The sequence below is a fragment of the Pseudomonas sp. CC11G genome (assembly GCF_056174845.1).
The window spans coordinates 11,476-28,416 of the sequence record NZ_JBWBZC010000003.1; the positions used below are offsets into that span (position 1 = coordinate 11,476).

The 16,941-nt window shown below is 61.8% G+C and carries 13 protein-coding genes and 4 pseudogenes; 11 read left to right on the plus strand and 6 right to left on the minus strand.

What is annotated here, in order from left to right:
• The first annotated feature begins 88 nt into the window (after positions 1–88).
• The 6 genes from AC0V2S_RS04770 (at position 89) to ppa (ending at position 5,373) form a co-directional block, all read left to right on the plus strand.
• Entirely contained in the window at positions 89–1,483 is a 1,395-nt protein-coding gene (locus AC0V2S_RS04770; RefSeq protein WP_475508739.1) for an ethanolamine ammonia-lyase subunit EutB, read from the plus strand.
• 131 nt (positions 1,484–1,614) lie between these two features.
• Entirely contained in the window at positions 1,615–2,442 is an 828-nt protein-coding gene (eutC, locus tag AC0V2S_RS04775) for an ethanolamine ammonia-lyase subunit EutC (RefSeq protein ID WP_475508740.1), read from the plus strand.
• 116 nt (positions 2,443–2,558) lie between these two features.
• Positions 2,559–3,014 (plus strand): GNAT family N-acetyltransferase, encoded by a 456-nt coding sequence (locus AC0V2S_RS04780; RefSeq protein ID WP_108098881.1) that lies wholly within the window; start codon positions 2,559–2,561, stop codon positions 3,012–3,014.
• Between the two features lie 236 nt (positions 3,015–3,250).
• Complete coding sequence (locus AC0V2S_RS04785) at positions 3,251–3,907, plus strand: DedA family protein (protein ID WP_475508741.1); 657 nt, start codon at positions 3,251–3,253, stop codon at positions 3,905–3,907.
• A 13-nt stretch (positions 3,908–3,920) separates the two neighbouring features.
• Entirely contained in the window at positions 3,921–4,733 is an 813-nt protein-coding gene (locus AC0V2S_RS04790) for a M90 family metallopeptidase (protein ID WP_475508742.1), read from the plus strand.
• 112 nt (positions 4,734–4,845) lie between these two features.
• A complete protein-coding gene (ppa, locus tag AC0V2S_RS04795; RefSeq protein ID WP_475508743.1) occupies positions 4,846–5,373 on the plus strand; it encodes an inorganic diphosphatase in 528 nt (175 codons plus the stop codon).
• A 170-nt stretch (positions 5,374–5,543) separates the two neighbouring features.
• Here ppa and AC0V2S_RS04800 read toward each other — a convergent pair whose 3' ends face one another.
• From AC0V2S_RS04800 to aspT, 3 genes and pseudogenes are all read right to left on the minus strand, one after another.
• Complete coding sequence (locus AC0V2S_RS04800; RefSeq protein WP_475508983.1) at positions 5,544–6,143, minus strand: methyl-accepting chemotaxis protein; 600 nt, start codon at positions 6,141–6,143, stop codon at positions 5,544–5,546.
• Positions 6,129–6,902 (minus strand): annotated as a pseudogene (locus tag AC0V2S_RS04805) (PAS domain-containing protein); the annotation flags it as partial. The pseudogene AC0V2S_RS04805 and the gene AC0V2S_RS04800, both read right to left, overlap by 15 nt.
• Positions 6,903–7,057: 155 nt before the next feature.
• Positions 7,058–8,748: pseudogene (aspT, locus tag AC0V2S_RS04810) on the minus strand (aspartate-alanine antiporter).
• 195 nt (positions 8,749–8,943) lie between these two features.
• Between aspT and AC0V2S_RS04815 the strand changes: the two are divergent.
• Positions 8,944–10,251 carry a flavin-containing monooxygenase gene (locus tag AC0V2S_RS04815; RefSeq protein WP_475508744.1) on the plus strand — a complete coding sequence of 436 codons (1,308 nt, stop codon included), beginning with the start codon at positions 8,944–8,946 and terminating at the stop codon, positions 10,249–10,251.
• Positions 10,252–10,267: 16 nt separating this feature from the next.
• On the opposite strand, the gene AC0V2S_RS04820 is transcribed toward AC0V2S_RS04815, so the two are convergent.
• Entirely contained in the window at positions 10,268–10,507 is a 240-nt protein-coding gene (locus AC0V2S_RS04820; protein WP_475508745.1) for a hypothetical protein, read from the minus strand.
• Positions 10,508–10,716: 209 nt separating this feature from the next.
• Between AC0V2S_RS04820 and AC0V2S_RS04825 the strand changes: the two are divergent.
• Both AC0V2S_RS04825 and AC0V2S_RS04830 read left to right on the plus strand, forming a co-directional pair.
• A pseudogene (locus AC0V2S_RS04825) lies at positions 10,717–11,270 on the plus strand (LemA family protein).
• A gap of 2 nt (positions 11,271–11,272) precedes the next feature.
• Positions 11,273–13,198 (plus strand): DUF2207 domain-containing protein, encoded by a 1,926-nt coding sequence (locus AC0V2S_RS04830; protein ID WP_475508746.1) that lies wholly within the window; start codon positions 11,273–11,275, stop codon positions 13,196–13,198.
• A 184-nt stretch (positions 13,199–13,382) separates the two neighbouring features.
• Here the strand turns inward: AC0V2S_RS04830 and AC0V2S_RS04835 are convergent, their stop codons facing one another.
• On the minus strand, positions 13,383–14,255 hold the full coding sequence (locus tag AC0V2S_RS04835) for a methyl-accepting chemotaxis protein (RefSeq protein WP_475508984.1): 873 nt from the start codon (positions 14,253–14,255) through the stop codon (positions 13,383–13,385).
• Positions 14,241–15,323: pseudogene (locus tag AC0V2S_RS04840) on the minus strand (methyl-accepting chemotaxis protein); the annotation flags it as partial. The pseudogene AC0V2S_RS04840 and the gene AC0V2S_RS04835, both read right to left, overlap by 15 nt.
• A gap of 279 nt (positions 15,324–15,602) precedes the next feature.
• Between AC0V2S_RS04840 and aroQ the strand changes: the two are divergent.
• Positions 15,603–16,043: a type II 3-dehydroquinate dehydratase gene (aroQ, locus tag AC0V2S_RS04845; protein WP_475508747.1), complete on the plus strand. Its 441-nt coding sequence runs from the start codon at positions 15,603–15,605 to the stop codon at positions 16,041–16,043.
• Positions 16,044–16,045: 2 nt separating this feature from the next.
• Positions 16,046–16,900, plus strand: a complete 855-nt coding sequence (locus AC0V2S_RS04850; protein WP_475508748.1) for a shikimate dehydrogenase — start codon at positions 16,046–16,048, stop codon at positions 16,898–16,900.
• The last annotated feature ends 41 nt before the right edge of the window (positions 16,901–16,941 follow it).

A 16,941-nucleotide genomic window follows, 5' to 3' on the forward strand; every position in this document is an offset into this window, starting at 1 on the left:
TGCAGCAAGAACTTATCTGCGATGCGCTGAGCCAGCTAAGGTTTCAGAACATGGCAAATGAGCTCTCGCAGCCTTTGAAGGAGTGCCTATGGCCCGTTTTTCTCATTCAGTTGGCAGCGAAACCTACCGTTTCGACAGCCTCAAAGACGTTATGGCCAAAGCCAGCCCGGCGCGCTCCGGCGATTTTCTGGCCGAAGTGGCGGCCAGCAATGACGGCGAACGCGTGGCCGCGCAAATGGCCCTGGCCGATATCCCGCTCAAGCATTTTCTCGACGAAGCGCTGATCCCTTATGAACAGGACGAAGTCACCCGCCTGATCATCGACACCCACGATGCCGCCGCCTTTGCGCCGGTCAGCCACCTCACCGTCGGCGGCTTCCGCGACTGGCTGCTCAGCGACCACGCCAATGAAACGAGCCTGCGCGCCCTGGCGCCGGGGTTGACGCCAGAGATGGCGGCCGCAGTATCTAAGATCATGCGTGTGCAGGATCTGGTGTTGGTGGCGCAGAAGATCCGCGTGGTCACCCAGTTCCGCGGCACGCTGGGTTTGCAGGGCCGGCTCTCCACTCGCCTGCAACCGAACCACCCCACCGATGAACCGGCCGGCATTGCCGCGAGCATTCTCGATGGCCTGCTGTACGGCAACGGCGACGCCATGATCGGCATCAACCCGGCCACCGACAGCATTGCCTCGATCTGCGCGATGCTGGAAATGCTCGACGCTATTATTCAGCGCTACGAAATCCCCACCCAGGCCTGCGTGCTTACCCACGTCACCACCTCGATTGCGGCCATCGAACGGGGCGTGCCGCTGGATCTGGTGTTTCAGTCCATCGCCGGCACCGAGGCGGCCAACGCCAGCTTCGGCATCAGCCTGAAGTTGCTGCAAGAAGGCTACGAAGCGGGGCTAAGCCTCAAGCGCGGCACGCTGGGCAACAACCTGATGTACTTCGAAACCGGCCAGGGCAGCGCGCTGTCGGCTAACGCGCACCATGGCGTCGACCAGCAAACCTGCGAAGCGCGGGCCTACGCCGTGGCCCGGCATTTCAAACCGTTCCTGGTCAACACTGTGGTCGGTTTTATCGGCCCGGAGTACCTGTACAACGGCAAGCAGATCATTCGCGCAGGATTAGAAGACCACTTCTGCGGCAAGCTGCTGGGCGTACCGATGGGTTGCGACATCTGCTACACCAACCACGCCGAAGCCGACCAGGACGATATGGACATGCTCCTGACGTTGCTCGGGGTGGCGGGCATCAACTTCATCATGGGCATCCCCGGCTCCGACGACATCATGCTGAACTACCAGACCACCTCGTTTCACGACGCCCTGTACGCCCGGCAAACCCTGGGCCTGCGCCCGGCGCCGGAGTTTGAGGGGTGGTTGCAGCGCATGGGTATCTTTACCCAAGCCGATGGCCGGGTGCGGTTTGGCGAGCAGTTGCCGCCGGCGTTCAGGCAGGCGCTCGCGCAGTTGAGTTAATTTTCGGAAATCCTGTAGGAGCGAGCTTGCTCGCGAAGCTCTTAGCGCTCCCAAGGCAAAAGCTTCGCGAGCAAGCTCGCTCCTACGAAGGGCTAGAGCAGGACCTGCCACTGGCGGTTAAGGACGTAACCATGGACAACGAAATCAAGGGCAGCATCGACAACCCCTGGCAGGAACTGCGCCGCCTTACGCCCGCGCGCATCGCCCTGGGCCGCGCCGGCACCAGCCTGCCAACCAACGCCCAGCTCGACTTCCAATACGCCCACGCCCAGGCCCGCGACGCGGTGCACCTGCCCTTCGACCACGCCGGCCTCAGCGCCCAACTGGCCGAACGCGGCCGCCCCAGCCTGTTGCTGCACAGCGCCGCCGCTGACCGCCACAGCTACCTGCAACGGCCAGACCTGGGCCGCAAGCTGAATGCCGAGTCCGCACAGATCCTGCGCGACCACGCCCAGGCCAACCCCGGCGGCGTCGACCTGGCCATCGTGATTGCCGACGGCCTTTCTGCCCTGGCCGTGCATCGCCACAGCCTGCCGTTTTTGCAGCGCCTGGAAGAACAGGCCACGGCCGATAAGTGGAGCCTGTCACCGGTGGTGTTGGTGGAGCAAGGCCGCGTCGCCGTGGCCGATGAAGTGGGCCAGCTGCTGAATGCCAAGATGGTGGTGATCCTGATTGGCGAGCGCCCGGGCCTGAGTTCGCCAGACAGCCTGGGCCTGTATTTCACCTATGCGCCCAAGGTTGGTTTGACCGACGCCTACCGCAATTGCATCTCCAATGTGCGCCTGGAGGGCCTGAGTTATGGCATGGCGGCGCATCGCCTGCTGTACTTGATGCGTGAGGCCTGTCGCCGGCAGCTGTCCGGCGTAAACCTCAAGGACGAAGCCGAAGTGCACAGCCTGGGCAGCGACGACGCCCCGGACATGCGCCATAACTTCCTTCTGGATGCGCCGAAAGTCTAATGACTGACGTCGGATCAAACGCTTGCTTGGATTGCGCTTTCTAGCGACCACAGGCAGCATCTCGGCAAACGCGGGCATTGCCAGCGTCGCCCTATTTCTTTGCAGTCGAGGCCACTATGCGCATTGTCCAAGCCACCCTTGAGCACCTGGATCTGTTGACGCCGTTGTTCGTCAAATACCGTGAGTTCTATGGTGAGCTGCCGTTTCCGGACTCCTCGCGCAAATTTCTCGAAGTGCGTCTGCGCCGCAAAGAGTCGGTGATTTACCTGGCCCTGGCCGACGACGAAGACAAGCTGATGGGCTTTTGCCAGCTGTACCCCAGCTATTCGTCGCTGTCGCTCAAGCGCGTGTGGATCCTCAACGACATCTACGTAGCCGAAGACGCCCGCCGTCAGTTGGTGGCCGACCGCCTGCTGCAAACCGCGAAAAAGATGGCCAAGGAAACCAACGCCGTGCGCATGCGTGTGTCCACCAGCAGCAACAACGAAGTGGCACAGAAGGTGTACGAGTCCATTGGTTTTCGTGAAGACACCCAGTTCAAAAACTACGTATTGCCCATCAACAGCGACTGACTTAAAGCGTTCACAGGGCTGCGCTAGCCTCGCTCGCGGCCCCAAGAGCGAACGCCGCGCCAGAGCGCGCACCAAGGCAGGGCGAGATTGTTTTCAGCACTGGGCCGCCGGTCGCATTGCTGGAAACGCGCTGCAACAAACTGCAGCGCGAGCCCCGGACCTTGCTCTTATAATGCCGACCGACCTACCGGCTATCGAACGCCAGTGCCTTTTCATCGCAGCGCAATAGGCGTCATATGGAATTCAACCCGATCGATCTGATTCTGCACCTGGACAATTACCTGGCCGTGCTGGTGGCCAACTACGGTGCGTGGATCTACGCCATCCTGTTTCTGGTGATCTTTTGCGAAACCGGCCTGGTGGTCATGCCCTTCCTGCCCGGCGATTCCCTGCTCTTTATTGCCGGCGCCATGTGCGCCACCGGCAGCATGGACCCCGTAGCCCTGGCGGCGCTGTTGATGGCGGCGGCCATCCTCGGTGACAGCACCAATTACCTGATTGGGCGCAACGTCGGGGAAAAACTCTTCAGCAATCCCAAATCGAAAATCTTCCGCCGCGACTACCTTCAACGCACACACGACTTCTACGATCGCCATGGCGGCAAGACCGTCACACTGGCGCGCTTTCTGCCCATCGTACGGACCTTCGCCCCGTTCGTGGCTGGCGTCGGCAAAATGCATTACCTGCGCTTTCTCGGTTTTAGCGTGCTGGGTACCGTCGCCTGGGTTGGCGGCCTGGTCACCTTGGGCTACTTCTTCGGCAACACGCCCTTCGTGAAAGAAAACCTATCGCTGATGATTCTGGTGGTGATTGGTTGCTCCCTGCTGCCAATGCTGATCGGCTGGGTTCATCACCGCCTGCGCCCAGACACCGCGCCCGACTCGACGCACTGATCGGCACCGCGCCATGTGGTTTTTGCGTGGCTGGCGCCAGCGCCGCATTCTCGCCAAGCACCCGATAACGCCTGAAAGCTGGGCCCGGGTGCTGCACCGCTTGCCGATCCTCGACGGCCTGAATGGCGAAGAACTCAAACGCCTGCAACGCCGCGCCGTGCTGTTTCTGCACGACAAACACCTGACCGCCCTGGCGGGCGTCGAGCTGCACGGCGAAGACCGCCTGCACCTCGCGGCCCAGGCGCAATTGCCGTTGCTGCATTTGCCGGACCTGGACTGGTATCAGGGCTTTCACGAAATTCTGCTGTACCCCGGTGACTTCGTGAGCCCGCAGCGCCACCGCGACCCCAATGGCATCGAGCACGAATGGGACGGCGAGCACAGCGGCGAAGCCTGGCTACGCGGCCCGGTGATTCTGGCCTGGCCCGGCGTAGTCAGCAGCGGCAGCTGGGATGCGTACAACCTGGTGATTCACGAGCTGGCGCATAAGCTGGATATGCTCAACGGCGACGCCAATGGCCTGCCGCCGCTGCACCGCAATATGCGGCTGGAAGACTGGTCGAGCGCCATGCAGAGCGCCTACGACGACCTCAATGCGCAGTTGGATAACAACCCCGACGCCGAAACCGCCATCGACCCGTACGCGGCGGAGAACCCGGCGGAGTTTTTTGCGGTCACAAGCGAGTACTTTTTCAGCGCACCGGATCTGTTGGTGCAGGCGTACCCCAAGGTTTACCAGCAATTGCAGTTGTTCTATCAGCAAGACCCGTTGACGCGCTTGCAGAGCCTGCATGTGCACCGTTTGAACGAGACAAACGCGACTTAGAGCGCAGACGCCAAGCATGGTAACGGCAGGCGTTTATGCCTATAATCGCGCCCACTTTTTGGCCGGCACACGCTGCGCCAGACCTGATTGGCCAACCAAGGGAAGCGAACCCATGAGCTACAGCAAGATCCCGGCCGGCAAAGACCTGCCGAACGACATCTACGTCGCCATCGAGATTCCGGCCAACCATGCGCCGATCAAATACGAAATCGACAAAGACAGCGACTGCCTGTTCGTCGACCGTTTTATGGCCACCCCAATGTTCTACCCGGCCAACTACGGCTACATCCCCAACACCCTGGCTGACGACGGCGACGCCCTCGACGTGCTGGTGGTAACCCCTTATCCAGTAGCCCCAGGCTCGGTGATTCGCGCGCGCCCGGTTGGCGTGCTGCACATGACCGACGAAGCCGGCGGCGACGCCAAACTGCTGGCCGTACCGCACGACAAGCTGTCGCAGCTGTACGTCGACGTTAAGGAATACACCGACCTGCCTGCGCTGCTGCTCGAGCAGATCAAGCACTTCTTCGAGAACTACAAAGATCTCGAGAAAGGCAAATGGGTCAAGGTAGAAGGCTGGGGCAATGCAGACGCAGCCCGCGCCGAGATTTTGAAGGCGGTTGCGGCTTACCAAAAATAAGCCAAAGCTTCCCACTAAAAGCCGGCCACAAGCCGGCTTTTTTGTTTCTAAGCGATCGGCTGCGCGTCGGTCTAAAGTTGTGTAGAAGATCAAAAGCATCGAGGCTGAAGCCTCTCCTACAGGGGTGCTCGATCCTTTGTGGGAGAGGCTTCAGCCTCGAGTTTTTGATCTTAGGCGCGCGCCATCTTCGGTTTGCCCTTGAGAGCCGGATCGTGCCCATCAAGGGCCGCCGCAAACCGGCTCACCGCCTCCACCGCCCCGCTCGCCCCATCCCTGATCTGCACAATCACCACGCCGGCCTGATCGGCCAGTTCCACGCCGTGGTTCGCCGCCTCCTGGGTCTGGCTCATGCTGGCCACGGCTTCGCGGGTTTCTTGCAGGATCTTGCCGATCAGCTCGGCAATCTCGGCAGTCGAGCCGCTGGTGCGCCCGGCCAGGCTGCGCACTTCGTCGGCCACCACGGCAAAACCGCGGCCTTGTTCGCCGGCGCGCGCCGCTTCAATCGCGGCGTTAAGCGCCAGCAAGTTGGTCTGGTCGGCGATGCCACGGATGGTGTTGACGATGGCGGTGATCTGCTCGGACCGCGCGCCAAGTTGCGCCACCAGCGCGGCCGAGGCGCCAATGTTGCTGGCGATCTGGCGCATTTCGTGGGCGGTTTGCTGGATGACGTCGGTGCCGTGCTCGGCGGCTTTCTCGGTTTCGGCGGAGATGTGGTAAGCACGCGCGGCGCTTTGGGCGTCCTGTTCCTGCTTTTCGATGCGCTCGCTAATGTCGCGGGCAAATTTCACCACTTTGCACAGCTTGCCGTCCGCGTCGTACACCGGGTTGTAGGTGGCTTCCAGCCACACCACGCGGCCGTGTTTGGCCAGGCGTTTGAACTGCCCGCCACGGATTTCGCCGCGGTTAAGGCCGCGCCACAGCTCGCCGTATTCGGCGCTGTTCACCAGCGCCGGCTCGCAGAACATCTTGTGCGGTTTGCCGATGATTTCGTTCAGGCCGTACCCCATCGCGTGCACGAAGTTGTCGTTGGCGCTGAGGATGTTGCCCTCGAGGTCGAATTCGATAATGGCCATGGCGCGGTCAACGGCGTCCAGGCGGGCGTGGATATCGCTTTCGCGCATCACCTTGGCGGTGACGTCCATGGCGTACTTCACCACTTTCAGCACCTTGCCGCTTGTGTCGAACACCGGGTTGTAGCTGGCTTCGAGCCACACTTTGCGGCCGCTGGCGTCTACCCGTTGGAAGGTGCCGGATACAAATTTGCCCGCCCGCAAGCTGGCCCACAGGTCCGCGTATTCACGGCTGGCGGCATGGCTGGCGGTGCAGAAATCGCGGTGGGGTTTGCCGACGACCTGCTCGGCGCGGTAGCCGAGGGTGTCGAGAAAATTCTGGTTGCCGCGCAGCACGCGGCCTTCAAGGTCGAACTCGACCACGGCCATGGAACGCTCCAACGCGGCCATCATTCCTTTGAATCCTTCCACTTCGGCCGTCCTGGCTGCCAGCTCTAGCTTGAGACTCTTAGAAAACATCGTGTGACCTCGCCTATGGAATCCTGACCGGGGTGCAATGGCAAAGCGCGCCAAAAACCATGGCCGACTGATATCAAGGCGACACTAACAAAAAAATTGTACAACTCAACAACTTCGTACAAGTATTTACGTTTCAGCAGATGAATGGCGCGCTCCTATCCCGCCACCACAAACACGATGATCGGCCCGCACACCGCCAGCAGCACGTTGGAAATGGCGTAGCACACGGTAAAACCAATCACCGGCGTGCTGCTGCCGGACTGGTCGATGATCTTGTTCATCGACGCCGCTTCAGTCTGCGCGCCGGCCAGGGCGCCGAGCAGAATCATCGGGTGCAGGCCGAGCAGGTAACGGCCCACGTACAGCGTTACCAGCGGCGGCACGATGGTCACTACCACCCCGGCGACCAGAATGGCCAGGCCGTTTTCCTGCAATGCAGTAATGGCGGCCGGGCCGGCGAGCAACCCGACCACGGCACCAAAGGCCGTCAAACCAAACTCGGCAAACGCCCACTGCGCCGCTGGCGGCAGCGCGCCGACTTCCGGATGCCGCGAGTTGTACCAGCCGATCAGCAGCCCCACCACCAGCACCCCGCCGCCCACACCGAGCTCCACGGGAATCATGCCGATATGGGTCGAGAGCAAGCCCACCAGGGAGCCGACCACCATGCCCAAGGTGTGAATGGCGATATCGCTGTGGTAACTGGTCTCGCGAATCCGCCCCAACTGCGCGGCCACCGCTTCGACACTGGTGGTGCGGCCATTGAGGGTGATTACATCGCCCCGGCGCAGCACGGTTTCCGGTAGCGGCGGCAGGTCCAGGCCCTGACGGGTAATGCCGACCACAAAACAGCCGAGGCGCTCGATGCCGGACAGCAACGCTTTCACCTGGCTGACCGTTTTGCCGGCGAAGGTCGGCGAGGTGAGCACAATTTCGGCTTGGCGCGTGGGGAACGACAAGGACAGCGGATGATCGATCTCGGCGCCGATCCACTGCGCCAGGGTGCTCACCGCTTCGCGAATGGCGTATACGCCGACCACATCGCCGGCGCGCAGGGTCAGGCTCAGGTCGCGCTCGAATACCTGGTCGCCGCGCACCACCCGTTCGATGCTGAGGTTGGTGTGCAACGCCTCGATTTCGCCGACGGTTTTACCGTCCGCCGCGCCCTCGGCCGCTACTTTGTGGGCGCGCACGACGATGCGTGTGTAGGGCACGGTAATGGCGTCTTCCTCGCGGGCGATGCCCAGTTCCAATTCCAGCTCCCGTGCCGATTCGCGCACATCGATGCCCAGCAACAGCGGCGCAATGGAGCCGACAAACACCACCAGGCCGATGGTGCCGAACAGGTAGGTGATGGCGTAGGCCACGGCCATATGGCTGTTGAGCTGGGTTTTGGCCGCTGCATCGAGGCTCAACTGATTGATGGCGCTGCTGGCGGTCCCCATGATCGCCGTATCGGTCAGCGCGCCGGCGCCCAGGCCTGCGGTAAAACCGGCGTCGAAGTGGAAGATGGCGTTCATCGCCAGAATGCAGCCCAGCGCCGTGGCGCAGAGCACCACCGACACCAGCACCAGCTTTAACGTGCCGCGATTGAGGCTGCCGAAAAACTCCGGCCCGCTCTTGAAACCGACCGCGTAGATAAACACACGAAGAACACTGACTTGGCCATCGGCGGCACGTCCAGGCCGATCTGGCCGATCACCAAACCCATCAACAGCGCACCGGCCACCGAGCCCAAGTGGAAGCTGCCGATATGAATGCGGCCAATTAAAACGCCGAGGGAAATGGCTAGAAAAATGGCGATCTCGGGCGAGGCCCGCAGGGTATTAACCAACAACTCGTACATGAAATGGGCCGCCCACCGATGAGCGTCTGCGCGCTCGGTAGCTCCAGCATAGGTGGGGTTTTGCCGGACCGTTGCGCCGCGTAACCCAGCGCTTGCGCGCGGGGCAACTTTTCCTAGGCAGCGACTACATAAATCATATTTTCGCTATTGGCTGCGGCTGAACAGAATGCGCCCATCGAACTTCCATTCTCGCTCGTGCGTGAAACCGCCTTTAAGAAGGACGCCGCTGTGACCGTTGAAAAAACCAGTATCGACACACTCGTGATTGGCGCAGGCCAGGCCGGTATCGCCATGAGCGAGCACCTCTCCAACCTCGGCGTCCCGCACCTGGTGCTGGAGCGCAGCCGCATTGCCGAAGCCTGGCGCACCGGCCGTTGGGATTCGCTGGTCGCCAACGGCCCGGTGTGGCACGACCGCTTTCCCGGCCTGGAATTCGACGGCATGGAACCGGATGCCTTTGCCGGCAAAGAGGTCGTTGCCGACTACTTCGTGGCCTACGCCGAGAAATTCAACGCGCCGGTGCGCACTGGCGTTGAGGTAAAAAAAGTCACCCGCAATGCCGACCGCCCGGGCTTTACCGTGGAAACCTCGCAAGGCGTGTTCGAAGCCAACCGCGTGGTAGCCGCCACCGGCCCGTTCCAGAAGCCGGTGATTCCGCCGATTGCGCCAAAGTTGTTGGGCATCAACCAGATTCACTCGGCCGACTACCGCAACCCCGAGCAACTGCCTAAAGGCGCCGTGCTGGTGGTGGGCGCGGGCTCGTCGGGCGTGCAGATTGCCGATGAATTACAGCGCGCCGGCAAGCAGGTGTATTTGTCTGTCGGTGCCCATGACCGGCCGCCACGCGCCTACCGCAACCGCGATTTCTGCTGGTGGTTGGGCGTGCTCGGCGAGTGGGATGCGCCGGCCAGCAAGCCGGGCAAAGAACACGTGACCATCGCCGTAAGCGGCGCCCGTGGCGGGCACACCGTGGATTTTCGCGCGCTGGCCAAACTGGGTATCACCCTGGTGGGCCTGACCGATTCGTTCGACGGCAACGTGGTGAAGTTCAAGGCTGACCTGGCGCAGAACCTCGCTGCCGGTGACCAGAACTACCTGTCACTGCTGGATGCGGCCGATGCCTATATCGCCCGCAATGGCCTGGACTTGCCGGAAGAGCCAGAAGCGCGCTTCTTTCTGCCGGAGCCCGAGTGCGTCACCCACCCGTTACAGAACCTGGACCTGGCCGCAGCCGGCGTTACTTCCATCATCTGGGCCACCGGCTATGCAGTGGATTACAGCTGGCTACAGGTGAACGCCTTCGATACCAACGGCAAACCGCAGCACCAGCGCGGGGTGTCCAGCGAGCCGGGTGTGTACTTCCTCGGCTTGCCATGGCTACTGCGCCGCGGCTCGACCTTTATCTGGGGCGTGTGGCACGACGCCAAGATCATCGCCGACCATATCGCCACCCAGCGTAAATACCTGGCGTATCGGGATGCGGGGCAGCGCAAGAACGGCTGATACGATGGAAGTAACTTCAGCGGTTGCGTTTTCCCGGACCGCTGAAGAGCCCATGCAACGCCGCCAGCAGAAGCAAAACAAAGCCCAGCAGCAGCGCCAGCTTGCCGCCGCCTTCATACGCAAAGCCTACCTCCTGGCACCCGCCGTCGATCAGATCGATGCATTCGGAAAGGTTGCCATGGGCAACCAGCAACACCGCCGCTACGGCCAATAGCAGTATCCCCGCCCACACCAATAACGCTTCGACTCGACTCATCGTCCACCTCCTGCTCGGCCCGCGAAATGCGGAAAAAACCTAGAGGTCGACGCTACGCGCGCGCCGCTTTCAGCGATTTACGACGGCCTTCACCGCCGAGTAGGTCGCTTCCCAAACCTTGGGGAAACCCACCTGCATCGTTTTGCAGTAGCATCGCCAGCCAGACACGGGCCGCGGCGCGGCAAGGGAGTAATGGCATGCAAGGAACGATGGGATGGTTCGTGGTGGCGCTGCTACTGGTACTGGCGGCCGGGATTATCTGGGGCTACAACCGCCTGGTGTTCAACCGGGTGCGGGTGGAGGCGGCCTGGAGCGATATCGATGTGCAGCTCAAGCGCCGCTCCAGCCTGATTCCGCAATTGGTGCAGTGCCTGAAAGCCTATATGGCCCATGAAAGCAGCACGCTCAGCACGCTGACCGAACAACGCAGCCAGGCCCAGCGCGCCGAGGCCAGCAGCGCGCCGGAACGCGGCGCCGCAGAGGGCCAGGTGTCGGCCACTCTCAAACAGGTTTTCGCCCGCGCCGAGGCCTATCCCGAGCTGAAGGCCGATGCGGTTTTCTCGATCTGCAGCGCACCTTAAGCGAAGTGGAAGACCATATTCAGATGGCCCGCCGTTACTACAACGGCGCGGTGCGCGAGCTGAATATTCTGGTGGAGTCGGTGCCGACCAATCTGCTGGCCAAGGCCTTTGGGTTTAGCGGTGCGGCGTACTTTACGCTGGATGATGTGAGCCAGGCGCAGTCACCAAAAATGGAGTTTTAAGCATGTCGGGAAGACTGATCCGCGCCCTTGTTTTGTGCTGCATTTTTCTGCCCAACTGGGTGTTGGCTGACGAGCGTATCGACCACTTCGATATCACCCTCAAGGTCGAGCCCAGCGGCGAGTTGCTGATTACCGAGCGCATCCAGGTGACGGCCGAAGGCGAGCAGATTCGCCACGGCATTTACCGCGACATTCCCACCACCTACAGCCTGCCCGGCGCTCTGCGGCGGCATACGCCGGTCGATCTGCTCAGCGTGCAGCGCGATGGCCATAGCGAGCCATATAAAAAGGAAAACACCCAGTGGGGTGTGCGCTATTACCTGGGCTCGCCGGATGAATTCGTCGAGCAGGGCCAGCACCTGTACGAACTGAAATACCGCATGGACGCGCAGTTGCATTTCACGGCCGAGAAGGCCGAGTTGTACTGGAACCTTACGGGCAACCAGTGGCAGTTCCCGATTGCCAACGCCACCGCCCGGATCGAGTTGCCCGAAGGCGCGCGTATCGACCAACTGACCGGCTACACCGGGTATGCCGGGCGCACCGGCGGCCGCGCCTACAAAGTGGTGAGCCAGCACGACAACGTGGTGGAGCTGGCCATCACCCAGCCGCTGGCCGCCAGGGAAGGTTTTACCATCGCGCTGGACTGGCAGGCCGGCTTGGTCAAACGGCCTAACGCCCTGGTGCGCGCCGCGCGCCTGGTGTGGGACAACCTGCCGGTGCTGGTCGCCGTACTCGCGGTGCTCGGCCTGTTTGCCTATTACCTCCACTGGTGGCGCAAGGTCGGCCGCGACCCGGCCAAAGGCGTGATCATTCCCCGCTACGAGGCGCCCGACACCGTCAGCCCGGCGCGCGCGGGCTATGTATGGAATGAAGGGTTCAGTCAGCAGTTCAGCGACGTTGAAGCCTTCACCATTACCGTCACCGACCTTGCCCGGCGCAAGGTGCTGAGCCTTGCCGATGCGCCTAAAAGCACCGCCTTTATTCTCAGCAAAGGTGCGCTGGACGAAGCGGCCCAGCCCCACGAGCGAGCACTGTTCACCCAGCTGTTTGCCAACGACAAGAGCGAGATTCGGGTCGGCAATAAATACATCAAAGCACTGAGCGAAGCGCTATCGGCCCATCGCGAAAAACTCCGTGAATGGGGCGACCGGCTGTTCAGCAAAAACCGCAAACCCTGGTACTTGGGCATGCTCGGCGCGCTGCTGGCATTTGTGGCCATGGGCCTGTTGGGTGATCCGGTGATGCTGTTCGCCCTGTTCCCGATTATTTTCGTCGCCATAGGCGTCGCGTTGATGGCGTTTGGCTGGAACACCATTACCAGCCTCGGGCGCTCCAACGCGGTTGGCAGTGTGCCGATTCTGTTTGGTCTGCTGTTCGTGCTCGGCGGGCTGGGCACGGCGGCGGCGATGCTCTACACCACGTCGCCATATGTGGCGGTGAGTGTGGTGCTGATCGTGCTGCAAATCTGGCTATTCCGCCGTTGGTTAGAGGCGCCGACCGTAGAAGGTCGCGCCCTCCTCGACGAACTGGAAGGCTACCGCAACTACCTGCAACTGGCCGAAACCGACACCCTGGCCCGCGCCGCCGATGCACCGGCCATGACCATCGCCCTGTACGAGCAGCACCTGCCCTATGCCATGGCCCTGGGCGTGGAACAGCAATGGACCGCGCGGCTGAGTGCAGCGATTGCCAGTGGCGTGGTGGAGTGGAGCGAGCCGACGTATCAGCCGACGTGGTATCGCGACAGCAGCCGGTTCAGTACGCCGAGTGCGTTGAGTAGCGCATTGGTGGCCGCAGCTAGCACGGCGTCAACTCCGCCGCCGAGTCCGTCCTCGGGTTCCAGTTCCAGCTCGGGGAGTAGCAGTTCGTCAGGCGGGGGTTCTTCAGGTGGAGGCGGGGGTGGAGGTGGTGGCGGCGGTTGGTAACCCGTTACTAACCGATCGGCTGCGCGTCGGCGATGCTGCGTTAAAAACAGTTTTCGAATGCTCATTGGCTACAGCCAACTGCGCTTCAAAAACCGTTTTTGCCCGGGCCGTATTGGCCTTGCCTCGCTCTAGCTCGCTCGATCTAGACCGTTGAAAGGCGTAGATCGAAAAATCAACAGCCAGCTTAGATCCGGAAGCGTTGCACCAAGCTCTGCAGATGCCCGCCCAACCGAGCCAACTCCACGCTCGACGCCGCCGTCTCTTCACTCGCCGCCGCCGTCTGTTCCGACACATCGCGCACGTTCAATACGCTGCGGTTGATCTCTTCAGCCACTGCGGTCTGCTCTTCGGCCGCCGTGGCGATCTGCTGGTTCATCGCCTGAATCGCCGACACCGTACGCGTAATGCTGCCCAACGACTCACCGGCCCGGCGGGTCAATTCCACGCTGCTGTCGGTCAGGTCACGGCTGTTTTCCAGGGTGGTGGCCACCTGCTGAGTGCCGCTTTGCAGGCCGCTGATCAGCTCTTCGATTTCTTCGGTGGATTGCTGGGTGCGCTGCGCCAGGCTGCGTACTTCGTCGGCCACCACGGCAAACCCACGACCGGCTTCACCGGCACGCGCGGCCTCGATGGCGGCGTTCAAGGCCAGCAGGTTGGTTTGTTGCGCCACAGACTTGATCACGTCCAGCACGCTGCCGATCTTGTCGCTTTCGCGCTTGAGGTCGTTCATGGCGTTGGTGGAACTGCCCACCGCAATCGCCAATCGCTCGATCTGCGCGACCGCCTCGCCCACCACGCGATCACCGTCACGGGCTTGCTGGTCAGCGGTTTTGGCGGCTTCGGAGGCCTCTTCGGCATTGCGTGCCACTTCCTGCACGGTGGCGGTCATTTCATGCATCGCGGTGGCCACCTGATCGGTTTCCACTTTCTGACTGTTTACCCCGGAGCTGGTCTGCTCGGTAACGGCCGACAGCTCTTCGGCAGCGCTGGCGATCTGGGTGACGCCGTCACGAATGCCGCCAATCAACTCGCGCAGGCCCAGGGTCATGTTCTGCATGCTGCTCTGCAATTGGCCCAGTTCATCGCCGCGTCGGGTTTCGATGTCGTGGCTAAGGTCGCCCGAGGCGATGCGTTCCACCCGGCGCAGCACGGTTTTCAGCGGTCCGACAATCTGCCGGGTGATAAACAGCGCGGCGATCAGGCCAAGCACCAGGGCGATCGCAGAGGCCACCAGCAGAATCAGTCGGGCCTCGTGCTCTTCTGCGTCGCGCTTGGCGTTCTGGCTGATGGTCAACTTGGTGCAGGCGTCGAAAATCTGCGCGATCTGCGTATCCAGCACCGCCTGCGCGGCGGTGATGGAGGATAACGCCGCCGCAAACTGGCCCACGGTGGCGCGGTAACCGTTCAATGCCTCAGCCACTTTTTGCAGCCCGGCGGCCTGCTCACTTGGCAGTTTGTCTGCCAACGGTTTGAGGTTGGCCAGCGCCTGGTCGATGGCAGCCAGCGCCGGTTGTTGCAGCTCGGCCTTGCCGCTGTAGGTGAAACCGCGCAACTCGAAACGGGCGTTTTGAATCAACGCGCCTTGGGCGATCAGCGAATCGACCGCGGTTTCATGCTGCTCGGCATTTTCTTCGGTCACTTCAACCGCATGCACCGCCGCGCTCACATTGCCCAGCTCGGCCACCGCCGCATCGGCGAACTTGCCGAACTGGCTGCGCAGCCCTTCACGGGTGGCAACGCCCTGGTTCATCTGGTTGAACGCCTGGCGATAAAGACTGCTGGCATCGCCGGCCTGTTTGAGCAGCGCCAGGTCGCTGGGCTGCTTCATCACCTCGTTGCCGTGCTGAATACCGGCGTCCAGCTTGTCGAGGTTTTCCAGCACGGTGGCGCTGTGGGCGCTGTCGCTGGTCTGCATATAGCTCAGACGGGAAATGCGCACATCGCGCGCCGTGGCGCCCAGTTTGGAGATCGCCGCCAACTTGTCGCCCCGCTCCAGCACGGACGTCAGGCCCACCCAACCAGCCAGCGTGATCAACAGCGTCAACAGCAGGACCAAACCAAAACCGAGGGCCAGTTTTGCGCCGACGCTGATATTGCTCAGCGTCTGAGTAAGCCATCCAAACATGGGGAGTGTTCTCCGGGGGAGCGAGGCGAATGCTTCAGCTCTTGTCGGCTGAATCCTACGCACTATATCGACTTCCTCGTCACATCCTTAAGTGCGATTTCACGGGCTGATGGCGGGCGATAACCAAACTCGCCCAGCGATTGCTGGCAATAGAAACTGGTCGATTATCGGACAACAGACTAACGGAGCATTGACCGTATTAACCGGTTAGTACATTTTCTCCTACAAGCGTTTGCGGCCCACGCCAGCAAACCGACAATAACAATGGAGAGTTCCCACATGCCTCGTACCCTGCTGGTACTCAACGGCCCCAATCTCAATATGCTCGGCACCCGCGAGCCCGCCACCTATGGTCACGAAACCCTCGCCGATATCGCCGAGCTGTGCCGCCGCACCGGCAGCGCGCTGGATCTCGACGTGGAATTTCAGCAAACCAACCACGAAGGCCAGTTGATCGACTGGATTCACCAGGCCCGCGGCCGCTGCGTCGGCATTGTGATCAACCCCGGCGCCTGGACCCACACCTCCGTCGCCATCCGCGATGCGCTGGTCGCCAGCGAATTGCCGGTAATCGAAGTACACCTGTCCAACGTGCACAAGCGCGAAGAATTCCGTCACCACTCGTATGTGTCCGGCATTGCCGTGGCCGTGCTCGCCGGGTTTGGCAGCAACGGCTACCGCATGGCCGTCCAGCACTTCGCCCATCTGTTGCAGGCCTGAACATGTCCACACCTCCCAGCATTCTGGCCGGCCTGATCGGCTCCGGCATTCAGGCCTCGCGCACCCCGGCCATGCATGAGCATGAAGGCGATGCCCAGGGCATGCGTTACCTGTACCGGCTGATTGACCTCGACGCCCTGAAGCTCGGCCTCGACGATCTGCCCAGCTTGATCAGCGCCGCCGAGCACAGTGGTTTTACCGGTCTGAACATCACCTTTCCGTGCAAGCAGGCGGTGATTCCGCTGCTGGACGAACTCTCCCCCGAAGCGCGTGGAATTGGCGCGGTAAACACCGTGGTGTTTCAGAACGGCAAACGCATCGGCCATAACACCGACTGCCTGGGTTTTGCCGAAGGCTTTCGTCGTGGCCTGAATGACGTGGCCCGCGAGCGCGTGGTGCAGATGGGTGCGGGCGGTGCCGGCGCCGCCGTGGCTCATGCCCTGCTGATTGAAGGCGTGCAGCACCTGAGCATTTTCGATGTGGATGCCAGCCGCGCCCAGGCGTTAGCCGCAAACCTCAATGAGCACTTCCCCGGCAACCGCGCCCAGGCGGGCAACGATCTGGCCGGCGCCATGGCCAACGCGGACGGCCTGGTGAACACCACACCTATGGGCATGGCCAAGTTGCCGGGCATGCCGGTGCCCAAGGAACTGCTGCGCGCCGCCCTATGGGTGGCCGAGATCGTCTACTTCCCACTGGAAACCGAACTGCTGCGCGAAGCCCGCGCGCTGGGCTGTCGCACGCTGGATGGCGGCACCATGGCGGTGTTTCAGGCGGTAAAAGCGTTTGAGTTGTTCAGCGGCGTGGTCGCCGATGCACAACGTATGCAAGAGCACTTCAAAGGGATGACCGCGTAACCGGCACTACACACTCAACAATAAAAAATGGCGCCCACAGT

What these genes read in the sequence shown, in the direction of transcription:
- AC0V2S_RS04770 (WP_475508739.1), top strand. Translation starts at nt 89, where the DNA reads ATGGCCCGTTTTTCTCATTCAGTTGGCAGCGAAACCTACCGTTTCGAC.
- eutC (WP_475508740.1), top strand. Translation starts at nt 1,615, where the DNA reads ATGGACAACGAAATCAAGGGCAGCATCGACAACCCCTGGCAGGAACTG.
- AC0V2S_RS04780 (WP_108098881.1), top strand. Translation starts at nt 2,559, where the DNA reads ATGCGCATTGTCCAAGCCACCCTTGAGCACCTGGATCTGTTGACGCCG.
- AC0V2S_RS04785 (WP_475508741.1), top strand. Translation starts at nt 3,251, where the DNA reads ATGGAATTCAACCCGATCGATCTGATTCTGCACCTGGACAATTACCTG.
- AC0V2S_RS04790 (WP_475508742.1), top strand. Translation starts at nt 3,921, where the DNA reads ATGTGGTTTTTGCGTGGCTGGCGCCAGCGCCGCATTCTCGCCAAGCAC.
- ppa (WP_475508743.1), top strand. Translation starts at nt 4,846, where the DNA reads ATGAGCTACAGCAAGATCCCGGCCGGCAAAGACCTGCCGAACGACATC.
- AC0V2S_RS04820 (WP_475508745.1), bottom strand. Translation starts at nt 10,507, where the DNA reads ATGAGTCGAGTCGAAGCGTTATTGGTGTGGGCGGGGATACTGCTATTG.
- AC0V2S_RS04830 (WP_475508746.1), top strand. Translation starts at nt 11,273, where the DNA reads ATGTCGGGAAGACTGATCCGCGCCCTTGTTTTGTGCTGCATTTTTCTG.
- AC0V2S_RS04835 (WP_475508984.1), bottom strand. Translation starts at nt 14,255, where the DNA reads ATGCAGAACATGACCCTGGGCCTGCGCGAGTTGATTGGCGGCATTCGT.
- aroQ (WP_475508747.1), top strand. Translation starts at nt 15,603, where the DNA reads ATGCCTCGTACCCTGCTGGTACTCAACGGCCCCAATCTCAATATGCTC.
- AC0V2S_RS04850 (WP_475508748.1), top strand. Translation starts at nt 16,046, where the DNA reads ATGTCCACACCTCCCAGCATTCTGGCCGGCCTGATCGGCTCCGGCATT.